The organism is Planococcus sp. TJ-302 (assembly GCF_058268455.1).
Window position 1 is genome coordinate 2215066 of the sequence record NZ_JBZDOI010000001.1, and the last position, 16213, is coordinate 2231278.

Annotated in this window: 15 protein-coding genes; 3 read left to right on the plus strand and 12 right to left on the minus strand. The window is 44.5% G+C overall.

What is annotated here, in order from left to right; genetic code table 11:
* Nucleotides 1-15: 15 nt before the first annotated feature.
* From AC4EHB_RS10720 to AC4EHB_RS10740, 5 genes are all read right to left on the minus strand, one after another.
* Entirely contained in the window at nucleotides 16-1074 is a 1059-nt protein-coding gene (locus AC4EHB_RS10720) for a Gfo/Idh/MocA family protein (protein ID WP_490981452.1), read from the minus strand.
* Between the two features lie 11 nt (nucleotides 1075-1085).
* Nucleotides 1086-2060, minus strand: coding sequence for an ABC transporter permease (locus AC4EHB_RS10725; RefSeq protein WP_490975546.1), 975 nt, complete (start codon nucleotides 2058-2060; stop codon nucleotides 1086-1088).
* A complete protein-coding gene (locus tag AC4EHB_RS10730; protein ID WP_490981453.1) occupies nucleotides 2053-3567 on the minus strand; it encodes a sugar ABC transporter ATP-binding protein in 1515 nt (504 codons plus the stop codon). Before AC4EHB_RS10730 ends, AC4EHB_RS10725 begins: the two co-directional genes overlap by 8 nt.
* A gap of 406 nt (nucleotides 3568-3973) precedes the next feature.
* Nucleotides 3974-4957, minus strand: coding sequence for a substrate-binding domain-containing protein (locus AC4EHB_RS10735; RefSeq protein WP_490981454.1), 984 nt, complete (start codon nucleotides 4955-4957; stop codon nucleotides 3974-3976).
* Between the two features lie 117 nt (nucleotides 4958-5074).
* Nucleotides 5075-6064, minus strand: coding sequence for a LacI family DNA-binding transcriptional regulator (locus tag AC4EHB_RS10740; RefSeq protein ID WP_490975549.1), 990 nt, complete (start codon nucleotides 6062-6064; stop codon nucleotides 5075-5077).
* A 199-nt stretch (nucleotides 6065-6263) separates the two neighbouring features.
* Between AC4EHB_RS10740 and AC4EHB_RS10745 the strand changes: the two genes are divergently transcribed.
* The gene (locus tag AC4EHB_RS10745; protein WP_490981455.1) at nucleotides 6264-7232 is read left to right on the plus strand and encodes a sugar phosphate isomerase/epimerase family protein; all 969 of its coding nucleotides are present in this window, start codon (nucleotides 6264-6266) and stop codon (nucleotides 7230-7232) included.
* Between the two features lie 72 nt (nucleotides 7233-7304).
* Here the strand turns inward: AC4EHB_RS10745 and AC4EHB_RS10750 are convergent, their stop codons facing one another.
* The 5 genes from AC4EHB_RS10750 to AC4EHB_RS10770 all read right to left on the minus strand — a co-directional run bounded on the left by AC4EHB_RS10750 (nucleotide 7305) and on the right by AC4EHB_RS10770 (nucleotide 11858).
* Nucleotides 7305-8498: a DUF4317 domain-containing protein gene (locus tag AC4EHB_RS10750; protein WP_490975551.1), complete on the minus strand. Its 1194-nt coding sequence runs from the start codon at nucleotides 8496-8498 to the stop codon at nucleotides 7305-7307.
* A 147-nt stretch (nucleotides 8499-8645) separates the two neighbouring features.
* Nucleotides 8646-9128, minus strand: a complete 483-nt coding sequence (locus AC4EHB_RS10755) for a nucleoside deaminase (RefSeq protein WP_490981456.1) — start codon at nucleotides 9126-9128, stop codon at nucleotides 8646-8648.
* A gap of 78 nt (nucleotides 9129-9206) precedes the next feature.
* The gene (locus tag AC4EHB_RS10760) at nucleotides 9207-9698 is read right to left on the minus strand and encodes a GNAT family N-acetyltransferase (RefSeq protein WP_490981457.1); all 492 of its coding nucleotides are present in this window, start codon (nucleotides 9696-9698) and stop codon (nucleotides 9207-9209) included.
* Between the two features lie 431 nt (nucleotides 9699-10129).
* Nucleotides 10130-10747, minus strand: coding sequence for an NAD(P)-dependent oxidoreductase (locus tag AC4EHB_RS10765; RefSeq protein ID WP_490981458.1), 618 nt, complete (start codon nucleotides 10745-10747; stop codon nucleotides 10130-10132).
* Nucleotides 10748-10901: 154 nt separating this feature from the next.
* Nucleotides 10902-11858 carry a hypothetical protein gene (locus AC4EHB_RS10770; protein WP_490981459.1) on the minus strand — a complete coding sequence of 319 codons (957 nt, stop codon included), beginning with the start codon at nucleotides 11856-11858 and terminating at the stop codon, nucleotides 10902-10904.
* A gap of 582 nt (nucleotides 11859-12440) precedes the next feature.
* On the opposite strand from AC4EHB_RS10770, the gene AC4EHB_RS10775 reads away from it, so the two are divergent.
* Nucleotides 12441-13685, plus strand: coding sequence for a DUF4153 domain-containing protein (locus AC4EHB_RS10775; RefSeq protein WP_490981460.1), 1245 nt, complete (start codon nucleotides 12441-12443; stop codon nucleotides 13683-13685).
* Between the two features lie 268 nt (nucleotides 13686-13953).
* Here AC4EHB_RS10775 and AC4EHB_RS10780 read toward each other — a convergent pair whose 3' ends face one another.
* The gene (locus AC4EHB_RS10780; RefSeq protein WP_490981461.1) at nucleotides 13954-14349 is read right to left on the minus strand and encodes a VOC family protein; all 396 of its coding nucleotides are present in this window, start codon (nucleotides 14347-14349) and stop codon (nucleotides 13954-13956) included.
* A gap of 367 nt (nucleotides 14350-14716) precedes the next feature.
* On the opposite strand from AC4EHB_RS10780, the gene AC4EHB_RS10785 reads away from it, so the two are divergent.
* The gene (locus AC4EHB_RS10785; protein ID WP_490981462.1) at nucleotides 14717-15466 is read left to right on the plus strand and encodes an SDR family NAD(P)-dependent oxidoreductase; all 750 of its coding nucleotides are present in this window, start codon (nucleotides 14717-14719) and stop codon (nucleotides 15464-15466) included.
* 178 nt (nucleotides 15467-15644) lie between these two features.
* On the opposite strand, the gene rlmH is transcribed toward AC4EHB_RS10785, so the two are convergent.
* Nucleotides 15645-16124, minus strand: coding sequence for a 23S rRNA (pseudouridine(1915)-N(3))-methyltransferase RlmH (rlmH, locus tag AC4EHB_RS10790; protein WP_490975558.1), 480 nt, complete (start codon nucleotides 16122-16124; stop codon nucleotides 15645-15647).
* Nucleotides 16125-16213: the final 89 nt, after the last annotated feature.

Genomic DNA, 16213 nt, shown 5'->3' on the forward strand with positions numbered 1-16213 from the left:
CAGCCGGAGTCTTGTTCATTTATAAAGAAGCGATTCTTTTTCGATCGTGACGACCTGTTTTGTTTCGGCAGCTTCCATGATGCCTAAAATGACTTTCAGCGACCGGAGTGCATCTTCGCCAGTGACAATCGGCTCCTGATCCAAGCGGATGGAATCGATAAAAGCGTCAATGACTCCGCTTTTTGTCTGGTTGTCGTTTGTTTGAATCGCTTCCAGCTGGTAATTTATTTTTTCGCCGGATTGCATGATGACTTGAAGCTGGTATTCTTCGTCGTGGTAAATTTTCATAATGCCTTTCTCGCAATAGACCACGGTGCTGTTGTCTTCTTCTCCGTAATACGTCCAGGAGAAAGCGGCATTTCCGAGGCACCCTTTTTCTGTCACCAAGCTGCACACCAGATTGTCGCAGACTTCAATCGCTTCGCCGTTCTCGTCCACCTTGTGCAGCGCGCCTTGGAACGCGCTGACTTGGACAATTTGATCGTCGAGCAGGTAATGCAGCAAATCGATTTTGTGGATGCCGAGATCGCCGCCGACGCCGAATCCGGACCGTTCTTTCTTGAAAAACCAGGTGGACTTGGTTTTATTGATGCCCCAGGCTTCCGGGCCTGAATGCCCGAATGCCGTGCGGAACGTCAGCACTTTGCCGAGTTCACCGCTGGCAATGATTTCCTTCGCTTTCTGATGGGCGCGCGTAAAACGCTGGTTATGGTCAACCATCAGTTTTTTGCCGGATGTTTTCTGGGCCGCCAGAATTTCTTTGGCATATTCCACCGTCAGGGAAATCGGTTTTTCGCACAGCACATGCTTTCCGCTCAACAGCGCTTGGGTGGAGAATACATGATGATGCTCATTCGATGAACAATCGCTGATGGCTACGATGTCGGGGTCGGCAAACAATTCATCGACACTTTCTGCGACCATTCCGCCGAACATCGCCGCCATCGCTTCGGAACGGTCGAGGTTCCGGTCGTAAAAGACGATTTCATCGACATATGGATTCGCTGAATATTCCGGTGCGTGGCGCATTTTTGTGATGGACCCACACCCGATAATACCTACTTTGATGCCCATCGGATTTCCTCCTATTCTCTTTTTTGGAACACGACTGCAATGATGATGATGAGCCCTTTAACGAACCCTTGAAGATGGGGAGAGACGTTCATCAGGTTCATCATATTATTCAGGATACCCAAAATCAGGATGCCGAAAATCGTACCGATTATTTTTCCGCGTCCGCCGGTCATCCGCGTGCCGCCGATGATGACGGCGGCAATGGCGTCGAGTTCGTATTGCGACCCTGAACTGGAAGAAGAAATCGAATTCAGGCGCGAAGTTTCAATGACCGCCGCGATGCCGACGAGCGTACCGATCAGTGTATATACACCGATTTTGATGCGGTCCACGCGGATTGCTGACAGCATCGCTGCTTTTTCGTTCGACCCCAAGGCATAGACGTACCTGCCGAAGCGGGTTTTGTGCATCAATACATAAATCAGCACCGCCATCACGAAGAAAATGATGACCGGAAAATCGAAAATCCATAAATTATTATTGGCGATTGCCGTAAAACCGCTGACTTCACCGGAGACACTGCCGCCTTCGGCGATATAAAGCGCGATTGAACGCGCGCCTGCCATCATCCCAAGCGTGGCGATAAATGAAGCGATCCGCCCTTTTGCGACCATCAGGCCATTCAGGAATCCGGCAAATGAACCGACGAGCAGCGCCGTGAAAACTCCCACTAAAATGCTGCCGGACGCATTTAATGCCAGCACGGAAATCACGCCGGCAAGCGCCAAGACAGAGCCTACGGATAAATCGATGCCGCCTGACAGCATGACGACTGTCATGCCGAGTGCGATAATGCCGATGATCGAGACCTGCATCAAGATGTTCAATTGGTTATTGATATCAAGAAATCTGGGGTTCATCGCGGAAGCGCCGATGTAAATAATGACGAATGCGATAATGACACTGTATTCCGACCAGAGCCAGGACAGCCGGCTTTTCACGCTTGGCGATTCCGGACTGTATTCTTTTGTGTCGATGTTAGCCAATTTTCTCTCCCTCCCTTTTCGCTCCAGTGGCATAATGCATGATTTCTTCTTCGCTCGCTTCGTCACCAGTGAACCGCGCAGTGATTTCGCCGTGGTACATGACGTAGATGTTGTGGCAGATCCGCATCACTTCCGGGGCTTCAGATGACAGGATAATGATGGCTTTGCCGAGCTTCGCGAGCGTCAGGATCTGCTGATAAATTTCTTGTTTCGCGCCCACATCGATTCCTTGTGTCGGGTTGTCGAAAATCAGGATGTCCGTTTCCGCTTCCAGCCATTTCGCGATGATGACTTTCTGCTGGTTTCCGCCGCTTAGCTTATCGATGGTGATGCGCGGATTGTGCACTTTGATATTCAATGCTTTTTTATACGTATTGAATTTCTGCTGCTCTTTTTTGTCTTGAATAAACCCCATCCGCTCAAAATTCCCCATCGACGACAGGGTCATATTGTGGATCACACTCAAGTCTTTGATGATGGCATTTTCTTTGCGGTCTTTCGGCACATAGCCCATCCCCGCTTGCAGCGCTTTTCGGGGATGCGTTATTTTCACAAGCTTGCCTTTCACTTTCACAATGCCCGTGTATTTTTTCCGGTAGCCGAACAAACTTTCAAAAAGCTCTGTTCGGCCATCACCCGCAAGCCCGGTAAAGCCCACGATTTGGCCTTGCTGGACGGTAAAATCGATGTTTTTGAATAAACCCGCGCTCGTCAATCCTTCCACTTCCAACGCCAATTCGCCAAACGCATGCTCATGCACGTACCGATCCTGCGAAATGGCTTTCCCGACCATCAGCTTGGTGATCACTTCCAGATTCTCGTTTTGCATCACATCCGTTTTCACCAGCTGGCCGTCCCGTAAAATGGTGTAGCGATCACAAACTTCCTGGATTTCCTTTAATTTATGGGAAATGTAGATGATGGAAACGCCGGACTTTTTCAAGTTTTTCATCAAGATAAAAAGCCGGCTCACTTCATGTTCTGCAAGCGACGTTGTCGGTTCATCCATAATGATCAATTGTGATTTATGCAGCAATGCTTTTGAAATCTCGATCAATTGCTTGTAGGAGGTCGCAAGATTCCGCACATATTCTTTCGGATCGATGGAAACTCCAAGCTGCGCTAAAATTTCATGGGTTTGGCGGCACATTTCTTCCACGTTCAAAAACCCGAATTTGGTGCGAATTTCTGAACCTAGAAACATGTTTTCATAGACTCTTAGGTCGCCGACCATATTCAGTTCCTGGTGGATAAAGCTGATGCCTTGTGCCTGCGAAACATGCGGATTCGCCAGTTTGATTTCCTCGCCGTCGATCAAAATCTGCCCGTTGTCCGGTTGGTGGACGCCGCCTAAAATATTCATCAGTGTCGATTTGCCTGCCCCGTTTTCGCCAAGCAAAGCATGAATTTCGCCCCGTTCCACTTCCAGCGTCACCTTTTTCAAAACCGGCACGCCGTTAAACGATTTTTCGATTCCGTTCATTGCCACAAAAGGATGCATTGCCATGTCTTACCCCCCTATAGGAAAAGAGGAAATGCAATGGTTCCATTGCATTTCCTGAGTTTGTCGAGAAAGGTAAATCCTTTTTCTGATAGAGCCGATATTCCGCATAACAGCTGCGCTTGCCGCGGGCGAGCGCCAAGCCTCCTCAGTCGCTTCGCTCCTTGCGGGGTCTCGGCTGTCTCGCTTTCCCGCAGGCGTCTACGCTGTTATGCTCCATATCTGGAGAACACGAAAGAAACTGCAAAAGTGTATTTCTCTTGTTCTTCAGTAAAAGAAATAACTCGCTAATAAGAAATACCTTGGAATGAAGCGGAACGCGTCCGCCTGAAGCGAAATGCAAAACAATCATCTAAGGTTCTCGACAGTCTGAGGAAATGCAATTATTCCATTGCATTTCCTGGCAGTCCGTTTAGAATTTCGATTCTGGATCGTAATATTCTTCCACATTTTCTTTTGTCACTTGCGTCGCTTCTTTTACAACCATCGCTTCAGCCGGATCTTCGCCCTGAGCGATGCCTGCCGCGATTGTCACCGCATCTTCTACCATCGTCGGTGAGTAAAGGAACGTCGCTTTCATCAGCCCGTCGTTTTGAATATCTTCAAAGACACCCTTAGCTCCGCCTGCACCTGTGACAAATTGGATATCCGTACGGCCAGCTTCTTTGATAGCCTGCAAGACACCTAGTGCCATGCCATCATCTTGCGTGAAGACGGCATCAATTTCAGGGTTCGCCTGCAAAATGTTCTGCATGACTTCCAATGACTTCTCAGTAGAAAAGTCGCCGCTTTGGGATGCAATGATTTCCATGCCTGGTGCAGCTTCCACAGCTTCTTTAAAGCCAGCGCCCCGCTGTTCGGTCACCGAACTTGGAGGACCGGTGATTTCAACGATTTTCCCTTTGCCATCCAATTGTTCCACGAAGTATTTGCCGGCATTGACGCCGATTCCTTCATTGTCCCCTTTTACTACAACCGTTGCCGCATCGTTTTCAAGTTCCCGGTCCACAATGACGAGCGGAATGCCGGCATCTTTTATCTTTTGGCCGACCGGGGTCAAAGCTGCAGATTCAATCGGCAGCATGACAATCACATCAACGCCCTGCGCGATTAAATCATCGACATCGTTTGCTTGTTTGTTCGGGTCTGCCGCATTGGTCATGACGTAGTCAATGCCATCGCTTTCTTTTAAAGCCATCGCCTGTTTTTCAGCGCTGTCGATCAAAGCCCCCATCCATCCATGCGTTGCTGAAGGGAGGGAGATGCCAATCGTCAATTGCTCGTCTCCCCCTTCGTCCGTTGAACCGGTCTCACCGCCGCTTTCTGTACCGCCGCCGCACGCTGCCAAACCGAAAATTGTTACGAAAGACAATAAAATGAGCCATAATTTCTTCACTGTATCCACCCCTTTAAGTTTTTTAAAGCACCCTTCACTGCACACGATCTTTTTCTTAGCTAAGACCAGCGCTCTATTATCAATCCCTTTAATCATAGAGCGCCGGCCTCAGCTGCCTTATCCGGTAGTCGATTCCCGTATGACCAATTCAAAGCCCAAGACGACGCTGTCTACGGGTTTTCCTTGTATCTTGTCGATCAGCATCCGCGCAGCAACGGTCCCCATCTTATACATCGGCTGGGCGACTGTCGTCAGCGCCGGGTTCGTCATATTGGAGAAATCGATTTTATCGAAACCGACTACGGCAATATCTTGCGGCACTTGGAGCCCCGCGGCTTTTATTTCTTTCAAGGCCCCGATTGCCAATAAATCCGATACAGCAAACACTGCTGTCGGACGGTCTTTTAAATGGAGGATTTTTTTCACCGCCAATTGCCCTTGTTCAAAGCCCAATTCCTGCGTATAAAAAATATAGTCCTTATTCAGCGGAATGCCGGTTTCCTGGAGCGCGCGCTCATACCCCATCCGCCGCTCGCGGGCATAGAGGAATTTCTCGTCGGAATTCATCAGCGCAATTTTTTGATGGCCGATTTGGATCAAGTGCTTAACGGCCCGGTAAGAAGCTTCTTCGCTGTCGATCGTGACGTAAGGAATGTCCACACCGCCGCCGTATTCGCTGCACTGGATGATGGCGTAGTTTTCAGCCAATTCTTTCAAGGTCTCGACGTTTACAGCCGGATCCATCGAAATAATGCCATCCGCCATCTTTTTCCGCAGCAAGTCGAAATAGATTTCCTCTTTTTCTGGCTTCGAATCCGTTTCGCATAGCAAAATGCTGTAATTCTGGCTCAATGCCATATTTTCAATTCCTTTGATGATTTCAAAATAAAACGGATTGGAAATAGTCGGGATTAAAATCAGCACAATGCGGCTTTCTGAATTCCGCAGGTTCCGGCCCAGCATGCTCGGCTCGTAATTTAAGTATTGGATCGCCTCCTCTACTTTCTGCTTGGTTTTTGCTGCTACTGTCGTTTGGCCATTGAGCACTCTGGAGACGGTTGCCACCGAAACCCCTGCATGCTTAGCCACTTGTTGGATATTTGCCATATTCTTTCCTTCTTTCTGACACGACACTCTTGCTTCAAAATGTAATCGATTACATTTTCATAATAAATTAATCAGAATTATCTGTCAATAAGTATTTTTTTATTAGAAATACGTTGATTTTAACGCTTTATTTCTATATGTTAATAATGTAACGGTTTACATGACAGTATATTCAGAAATTTAGATAGGAGGGGATTTTTTGAAACTGGGAGTTTTTACTGTATTGTTTTCCGATCGAAACTTTGAAGATATGTTGGCTTATGTATCGTCAAAAGGCATCGAGGCAATTGAACTGGGCACTGGCGGCTATCCGGGCGATGCCCATTGCAAATTGGACGAATTGCTGGCCGATGAAGAAAAGCAGCAAGCGTTTCTGCAGCAAATCGAAGATGCCGGCTTGATCATCAGCGCTCTCAGCTGCCACGCCAACCCGCTTCATCCGCAAAAACAAGTTGCGGGCCCAGCGGATGAATTGCTTATCAAGACGATGCAACTGGCATCGAAACTGCACGTGCCGGTCGTCAACACGTTTTCCGGCTGTCCAGGCGACCACGAGAACGCGCTTTATCCGAATTGGCCAGTCGCCGCCTGGCCGCACGATTTCCAGGAAGTCCTCAAATGGCAATGGGAGGAGAAGCTGATCCCTTACTGGAAAGAAAAAAACAGCTTGGCGGAATCGCTCAACGTGAAAATCGGCTTGGAGCTGCATGGCGGATTTTCCGTCCACACCCCGGCGACAATGCTGCGGCTGCGCGAAGCATGCGGCCCTTACATCGGCGCCAATCTGGACCCGAGCCATATGTGGTGGCAAGGCATCAATCCGGTGGAAGCCATCAAAATTCTGGGCCGCGAAAACGCGATCCACCATTTCCACGCCAAAGACACCATCATCGACCAAACGAATATGAACCGAAACGGCTTGACGGACATGACCGATTATTCCCAGATGAAAGACCGCGCCTGGTATTTCCGGACAGTCGGATTCGGCCATGACCAAAAAACTTGGGCCGACATCATCAGCACGCTGCGCCTCTATGGCTACGATTACGTCGTCAGCATCGAGCACGAAGACGGATTGATGTCGATCAACGAAGGCTTTACCAAAGCGGTGGAAAATTTAAAGCCGGTGATGGTGAAAGAATCGGTTGGGGCGATGTGGTGGGCGTGATTCTGTTGCCAGCCAAAAGAAAAACCTCATTTAGCTCCCTGCAACAGGGCTAAATGAGGTTTATTTCTTTTTCTATTCCAGCTCTTCTTCCGCAAGCAGCTTGAATCCTTCAATCATCGTGTCTTCTTCCACTTCGATCAAAATGCAGCGCTTGCCGTTGTAATTGACTTCTTTGACGTAACGTAAGTCTTGCGGACTGATCTTGATTTCCGCGACTTTCGTGCTGATTTTGATGGATTTCGAGGCGTAGCTTGGTACGACATGGCTGGCTTTCATTTCATAGCTTCGGTCTTCAACGACCTGCTGAAAAGCCCGTTCCACTTTTTCGATGCTGACATCTTTCACGCCGCTCGCCTTCAGCACACGCGTCACTTCCACCGTATCCAAAACCGGCGTTTCCACATCTTCTTTCTCCGCTTCTTTTTCCACTTCCAGCATGATGTTGATTTCATCATAAAGGCCGGCGAGCGTCCGCGAATTCACTTCGTCGCCGATCACGGCTTTGACGATTTCCTCAAACACCGCTTTGTCTTCTTCGGCCGTCATGATTTCATTGCCGTTCAAGACATTTTCGATAAACTGGAAATCCGGTTTATTCGCTTTGCCCGAAGCATAGACGATGTGATGGATATCCGCGGCGTTGTCCGTGAAACTCGGAAATAGGAAGCCTCCGACAGGCGAAGCCAATTTAATGACCGGGTCGACTAGCACATTCGACTTGAATTCTTTTTCGACAAAATCAAACACCAACGAACTTTTTGGCAGCTCCGTCTCGTTCATGCTACAGAGGATGAACGGCGTCGTGTACACCTCATCGCGCAGATCGATTTCTGTTTCATCCGCCTGGCGCTTCGTCGTTTTAAAATAAGTCCCCCGGATGAACGTGACTACCATGTCCTTTTCATACGGTTTCTCTTCCACCATCTTCAAGGCGATGCGCTGCATATTCGTTTTCCATTCAGCTGCGTCCTCTGCCTCCAGTCCTTCATACAGGAGCCGCTGCGTATGGTCCGCCTGTCCTTCTTCCTGCGGCTGGAACTTCACTTCAAACAGCTTCACATCCATTTTTCCGCCCAGGACCTTCTTGAAATTGGCAAGGAACAGCTCCTGCTGCTCACGGTCCAATAAGGAAAACGAGCGGCCCTCCTCATGGAAGATCTCACTGCTTTCCTGCTGGATGTAGACATTGTAAATTTCAGCGATTTTCAATAAATCCGTATCCAACTTAAATCGTTTGCGAATATCTGCGATATCTTTATTGTTCATTTATAATTCCAACTCCCTGATTCAAAATACGTGGTATGTACAAAAAAAGAGCAACCAAAGCTTTGTTCAGCTTTTGGTGCCCTTACAGTATAACAAGATTTCGGATGAAACAGACATCACGATACAGAAAACAACGAAGTGGCCGGTTTAACGCTTTGCCGCGTGCAACCGCCGATGGAGCTCATGCACTTGCTCCGCCAGTTCCGGCACGGGGCCAGCCACTTCTGCATTCACGATGACATCTCTAATGGCCAGGTTGCGGACTCGCGCAGGCGGTGCACCCAATTCACTCATCCATCCCGACAACTGCTCCGACGAACTGGCGTAGACAATCCGGCCAAGACCGACCCAGCCATGCGCCGCCGCACACATCGGGCAATGCTCGCCCGATGTGTAAACCGTCGCCTTGCTTCTTTCTTCCGCTGACAGGTTATTTGCTGCCCAACGCGCAATCGCAAACTCGGGATGCTGCGTATGATCACCTCCCGCCACGTGGTTATGGTCTTCAAACAGCACTTCGCCGGCAGCTGACACCAGCACGGACCCGAATGGCTCGTCGCCTTTGTCCAAAGCTATTTCCGCCAATTCCACACAACGCTGTAAATACTTTAAATCCGTTTCTCCGATCATTTTTAAGTCCTCCTTAAAAAGTTATCATTGGAATTCAAACTATTTTTTGTTGTTCAATGGAGTCCTCTGTATGGAGCCTTATGAACGTTGACGCAATAAAAAAATGGATTCCCCGTTCTCCTCATCCACCTGCGCAAATCCCAATTTCTCCAGCAGCTGAACCGACGCAATATTTTCGGGCGCCGCTCCGGCCATAATCTTAAATTCGCCTTGCTGCTGGATCCACTGGATCATTGCTTGGGTTATTTCATATGCATAACCCTGCCTTTTAAAGGACGGGCTGACGGTATAGCCAATCCAGAAAGTGTCAGCTTCCCTTTTAATAAAGACATCCCCGATGAGAATTTCATCATCTTTCCTGATGATCGCAAACTGCGCGCCGCTGTCCACAGTCGCTCTCTTCAAAAGGATCTCTTCGTATTCCTCCCGCGATAACCCTTTAAAGAATTGAAATTTCATCCATTCTGGATCGTTGCGGTATGATACAAAATCATTCAGATCGCTTTCGGCAAAACGTCTTGTGTAGCATCTTTCGGATTCAAAGATTACTTTCATTTCATCGTTTATCATGGACTCTTTCACCCTCTCTCCTCATTCACCAATGATTATTGAGCTATCTTTATCGTCTGAAGTTCCTTTTGAACAGTATTTATTGATGTAATGGCATCTTTGGATTGTTGAGCCAATTTATCAGGCTGGTATTGAAGTTTCTCTCTCGAAGTTGCTGACTCATGTTCCACAGACCGCGTGTTCCTGTGTAGCTTTGGCCAGTTGCTTATAGGGATTCGCCTCCAAGACCTGTTGTTGGTATTCATTGAATATGATTTTACTCCTCTGATCTTCTCCCGTCCAAGTTAGCTAAAGTTAGTATAACGGGGTCTGAAAACAGAAAAAACCCCAAATGGGTCACTTTTTTTAAAGTGTCTACCATTTGGGGGTCAGTTCAACTTGAAAAACCTAACTAAAAATCAGCGGGACCATACGCAGAATTCTGCAGCGGTTCAAGTCGCAATTCCAATAGATCTGTTTTCATATTCTGCATTGTTCAATGTTTTCAGAATGAGATGTGCAACATCCGCACGGGGAATGGTCTTGGATTTTTCCGGCACACCCGATGCAGCTTCTCGGTACTTGCCTGTAAAAGGACCGTTGGTCAAGCCCATCGGCCGGACAATCGTATAGGTCAGTCTATGCGCTTCAATATGATCTACAGCAGCACGGTGATCGGCTAGGGCATTCTTCAACATGCCCATCATCAGTTTCCCGCTCACGCCTATCAGTTCATTATGGACGCCTGCAGAAGCGGTGTAGATGATTCGTTTCACGCCATGCTCCTGCATGCCCGCGACTATGTTTTTCAGCATATCCTGGAGCGCCGTCGATTTTTTCATCCCTTTATCCGAGCCTAAGCACGACACGACAGCATCATGGCCAGCAATTGCGTCTGAAACTTCTGCTGGATTATAGGCATCTCCTTTTATAACCGTTAAATTCTCATGGGCAACTTCCAGCTTTGCTGGTGTCCGGACGAATGCCGTGACCTCAAAACCGTTTTCTACTGCCTGCTTCACGGCGGATTGACCTACTCCGCCGCTTGCGCCAAAGATGATGATTTTCATAGTCGTCGCCTTCCTTTCCCATACTTATTTCTTCTTTCTAAAGAGTCTTATTCCAAAAGAAAAACGAGTAGATACGTATTTTAACTTATGAGACGCCTTAATCTAATCGTCTGTATACGGAAAAAGTTAAAAGAAGAATCTATCCATATGCTCTTCATTCACCAATAACCATTTCGGCTATTCTTAGAGTCTGCAGCTCCTTTTGGACTTTATTTATTGATGTAATACTGTCCTTGGATTGTTGAGCTAATTCATTAGGCAAATCTTTAATCTCTTCTTTAGAAGCTTCTAAATCCTTTTTTAAATCCTTTTTTATATTCGTCTCAATTTTAATATCCTCTTCATTGTCTTTCCAAAACTGAATTGCATCTAGTGCAGCTCCACCCTTTTCCTGTATGGAATTAAAAAAGGATTTAGCATTATTTACGGTAATTAAAATACTTGAAGATAATTCAAAAACTTCATGGGCTTCTACAGTAATATTTCTTAGATCTTCAATTTGATAAATCAAGTTCGAGTTTAACTCTTGTTCAATTAGAAGTAACTGTTCAACACTTTTTTCCTCTTGATATTCTTCATATAATGAATTTAATTTTTGATGAGAATCATTCATCTCTTTTTGAATAACTGTTAAGTTCTCCATATGAAGTAATATATTATCAATATCTTCAAGCCTACTTTGTGCAAAAGCTAGCTCATTTTCCATTTTACTTACAAAAGGAACATCTACAAAATTGTTGACTCCCGTTATGACCGAAATAGTTGTATTAAATTTACCTATTGCATCTTTTACAGGATCTAAATTTTCTTTTAGAAAGTTAACATTTTTACTTATCAAATTTATATCCTGATTATATTTTTCTAGATCGCTAATTATTTTTGGTATTTCTGCTTCTAGTACTTTTACTGAGTCTTTCTTAGCCTCAGTTACTTGGTTCTTCATGGTGTTTATCTCTGCTGAGTCACTAGAACCATTATTGACAGCTACATGACTAGCTGTATACCCGACTGCCCCTGAAATCAAAATCGATGAAATTAATGTAATTGGAAACAAATATCTTCGAATTGATTGTTTCGCGTTAGACCTAGCCCTCTTCTTTTCCGACTCCATTTGCAGCTCTCTCCTAATGTACGATTGGAATAACACAATAAAAAATTTTGGCCGAGATTGATAGAAAATATTTCAGTAGCAAATATTTTTTATATTATATCACTTATCTACCATAAATTGTCCTAATAATTTACAAATAAAAATTTATTTGTAATAAAAAGCGTCCACATAAATGTAGGCGCTTTACATTATATCTATTAAAATTTCATGGTGGTTTATGATAAGGGCCATGGTGATATTTTAATGAGGTTTTTAATTTTAGAGAACACAATTTTTACTTCACATACATTTTCCTACATACGATAATCGCCTTAAATCCATTCCTAAAATCTTTACAAAGAACCCCATTGCGACTGAAAATCCCCCTAATAACAGTTAAATTTTTAAAGCATTCTTTGATAGATGAATGCTTTTTATTTTTTAAATTAATTCGTAAACAACAAAAATATCATGATAATAGACAATTATTTATTGTTAATCAATAAATAATCTGTTAAAATCATATAAACGATACCTATGTGAGCTGCTTTTCATAAAACCCAAAACATTAATTAATGACAATTAAAAGAGGAGGTAAAAATTGTGGACAGTTACAATATGATTATCGAAAATATTGCTGATCCCAACGCGCTGGAAAGATTGTTCAGAGAAGACCCAAAAGCTTTTAAAAATGCATTTGTACAAGCTTTCGAGCAAAATCCTGATTCACCGGTTCTTGCCGTTTGGTATGAAAGGTTGCATTTCAAGGAGGTGGCAAATACAGATAAAAATTTCTTTCTTCAAAAGGAATTTTTATTCATGGGCATGTTAGCAATTCTGTCCGGCATAAGCACCCGGATCATCTTCCATTTTGTCGAACTGCAGGCAATTGCCCCCATTAACCTTGCTTTTTGCGTACTTCCCTTTATTGCCGCCTATTTTGTCTATAAAAATCCACCGAAAAAAAGTGTTCTGTACTTCCTTATGCTGCTATTCCTAATCTCAGGAGTTTATCTCAACATGCTGCCCTTAGAATATACAGACAGCATCATTCTTGCTTACTTGCACCTTCCCATATTCCTATGGGCATTGGTTGGCCTTGCATTCGCTGGGAATAAATACAGCAATGACAGCACCCGGGTAGCCTATCTCAAATTCAATTTGAATTTCGTTATGCTCTACGCCAGTTTGGCGATCAGCGGCATGCTGCTGGCGGCAGTTACTACGCAGTTATTCAGCTTTGTTGGCTTAGACATAGAAGAATTCTATTTCAGCAATATCGTTTTATTTGGAGCTGCTGCTCTCGCTGTCGTGACAGCATACGTGGTTTCACGGAACCTGAAACTCGCTAAAAATGTTGCCCCGTATATAGCGAAGATTTTCAGCCCGCTCGTCCTGGCAACATTAATAGCCTATCTCATCGCAATTATTTGGCTCGGGAAAAATCCATTTTTGGACCGTGATTTCCTGATAATCTTCAACGGCATCCTTCTTGGTGTGCTGGCCGTCACCATCTTTTCCATTACCGAAAGCGGCTCAGACGAGAAAAAGAACATCTCTGATTATGTAAATGTTGCCTTGATTGTGCTGGCGCTGATCATCGACAGCGTCGCTTTATCCGCCATCATGTTCAGGCTGACTTCTTATGGCATTACGCCCAACCGCCTTGCGGTTTTAGGCGTAAACATCCTGGTTTGGGCCAATTTAATCTGGATCATGCTTTCCTATCTGCGTTTTCTGCGAAATAAAACCGGCCCTTCCACCATCCAAGATGCCGTTACGAAATATTTGCCGGTCTACGGAATTTGGGCAGCCTTCGTTATCTTTACTTTCCCGATAATTTTTTGATCAGAAAAGTTCTGTTTGTTTAATGAGACTTTTTCTTTTTATCATGAATTTACAAAAGCCAAGAATGCCAGGCAATTTTTCTATCTTGCTTGGTGTTCTTGGCTTTTTTTGTTTTTATAAAATCTTAGTTACTTATGATAAAGTTCACTGTAATGTTTCAAAATAATTTTTAGTTGTTGAACTTCCAGTAAAAGATGGTTACTCCTTTAAACAAAACCTATACAGAATAGCATAGGTTTTTTAGATCGTTTATTTTTATTTAGATTCCTTAATGTGCCGTAATTTCCACTTTAATTCTATCCGGGTCTTCAAAAAAGACCGCATAATAATCAGGCCCTGCTGCATAAGGATGTTTTTCTTCATATAAAATTTTTATTCCTCTTCTTCTTAATTCTTCGGTGATTTCATCTACAAAAGCTGTCCCATCACCATGAAATGCTAAATGATTTAGCCCAACTCTGCAGCGGTGATAGGAAATATCAAGAAAACTTTCTTGTGTTTGAACAAATACAATATATGTTTCACCCAAAACATAATTGATAATACCTACATCTAAATTAAGCTTCTCTTTATATCCTAGTTTCGGTAGTAGCCATCCCCAAAATTCTCTCGTTTTCTCCAGGTCCGATACATATATTTCAACATGATTTAATAGTCCTCTCAAACTTGTCCACCTCCCAATCGAATATAAACCTAAAATAATATGTCAGATGCTTACAGCACCTTCCCTATGAATTAGTATAAATGACTTTTGCCTGTCGCATTCTCTCAAAATCCAGAGGTAGTGTCTGTGGTAATATCTTTTCTTAACTTAGAGGCACTTTTCGAATTTATAATTCTTCTTTAAAAAAGACCTTTCATTTTGGGAAACTCGCCTATTACTTATGATAAGGTTCACTTTAATGTTGGAATAGGATAAAACATTAACTTTAGTCAAATGGCAGTGAGTACCTGGATTTCCTATGGTTATACAAATGTTATATACTGATTACATGCACTATGACTTTACTATGACGTTCGGAGGGGATCTCATGATATTCGAAAACAAAGTAGTCATTGTTAATGGTGGAACGGATGGAATTGGCAAGGAAGTGGTTCGTTTCTTTTGCAAAGAAGGGGCTGCCGTTCATTTTACTGGAAGAGATAGCGACAAAGGCTCTCAGGTAGAGAGTGAATGCAGCGGGCAGGCTCATTTTTACCAAGTCCAAAACGAAAACGCGGAAGAAATCGAAAACTTTTTTAAAGCACTTGAAAATGATGGGCACAATGTTGACATTCTATTCAACAATGCCGGTATTCTGTCCACAGGAATGGGGCCATTGTCTCGGGTAAAGCTGGCTGACTGGAATCAGTTGATTGCCGTCAATCAAACGGCGATCTTCCTCTACATGAAATATTCTTTAGCTGTAATGAATAAACAAAAAAATGGAGTCATTATTAATAATGCAGCCATCCTTGGAAACCATAAGGTCAATTCTATGCTGCCAGCTTATAGCGGGACAAAAGCAGCGGTTGTCGCGATGACGCAAAGCACTGCACTTCGCTTTGCTAACGTAGGAATCCGAGTAAATTGCATATCCCCTGGCCCTACAGAAACCGATTTGGCCATTACTGCATATGGCGGAATAGAGAATTATGAAAAACAATCAAAGGGACATCCTAGAGGAAGTTACGGGAAACCCAGTGAGATTGCAGAAGTCGTTCTATTCTTAGCATCAGACAAAGCATCATATATAAACGGTGCAGAAATAGTCGTAGATGGCGGCTACTCGTTAAAATAAATAGATTTAGGGGCAAGGACTTTGTTTTAAGACACAGTCCCTGTCCCCTTTTTTATGCTACCAGGATTGGCCTTGATTTTAGGATAACGCTCGGACAGCAGCTACATATTTGGTCGATAAGCTCTATTTCAGCTAATAAATATAAAAGGGACCTGCTAGAGTCCCTTCATAGTTTAGTTTACTTATGATAAGGTTCACCCTTCATTATCCGAAAAGCCCGATAAACCTGCTCCACCAAGATCAATTTCATCAATTGATGGGGAAACGTCATTTTCGAGAACGACAATTTCTCATCGGCGCGTTTCAATACCTCATCGTGGAGGCCAAGCGAGCCGCCGATGACGAATACGATCTTGCTGCGGCCGTAAGTCATGAGAGATTCGATGTCTTTTGCCAGCCCTTCGGAAGTCTTCATCTTGCCATCAATTGCCAACGCGATAACATAGGCATCTGGGGAAATTTTTGCCAGGATTCGGTCGGCTTCCTTCCTCTTTACAATTTCCATATCGGCCTCGCTCAATTGCTCGGGCGCTTTTTCGTCCGCCACTTCGATTTCATTGATCTTCGTGTAGCTTCCCAGCCGTTTCGTGTATTCTTCAATGCCGGCTTTCAAGTATTTCTCTTTTAGTTTGCCGACACTGATAATTGAGATATTCACAACTTATCCCCCTTTACTTAAAATTTACAAACAAGTTACCCCCAGATGTTATACACATATCCACAGGTGTTTCTACATATTGTGTTGAC

Coding starts and splice junctions, on each gene's coding strand:
- AC4EHB_RS10720 (WP_490981452.1), bottom strand. CDS start 1,074: ATGGGCATCAAAGTAGGTATTATCGGGTGTGGGTCCATCACAAAAATG.
- AC4EHB_RS10730 (WP_490981453.1), bottom strand. CDS start 3,567: ATGGCAATGCATCCTTTTGTGGCAATGAACGGAATCGAAAAATCGTTT.
- AC4EHB_RS10740 (WP_490975549.1), bottom strand. CDS start 6,064: ATGGCAAATATCCAACAAGTGGCTAAGCATGCAGGGGTTTCGGTGGCA.
- AC4EHB_RS10750 (WP_490975551.1), bottom strand. CDS start 8,498: ATGAACAATAAAGATATCGCAGATATTCGCAAACGATTTAAGTTGGAT.
- AC4EHB_RS10755 (WP_490981456.1), bottom strand. CDS start 9,128: ATGATCGGAGAAACGGATTTAAAGTATTTACAGCGTTGTGTGGAATTG.
- AC4EHB_RS10760 (WP_490981457.1), bottom strand. CDS start 9,698: ATGATAAACGATGAAATGAAAGTAATCTTTGAATCCGAAAGATGCTAC.
- AC4EHB_RS10765 (WP_490981458.1), bottom strand. CDS start 10,747: ATGAAAATCATCATCTTTGGCGCAAGCGGCGGAGTAGGTCAATCCGCC.
- AC4EHB_RS10770 (WP_490981459.1), bottom strand. CDS start 11,858: ATGGAGTCGGAAAAGAAGAGGGCTAGGTCTAACGCGAAACAATCAATT.
- AC4EHB_RS10785 (WP_490981462.1), top strand. CDS start 14,717: ATGATATTCGAAAACAAAGTAGTCATTGTTAATGGTGGAACGGATGGA.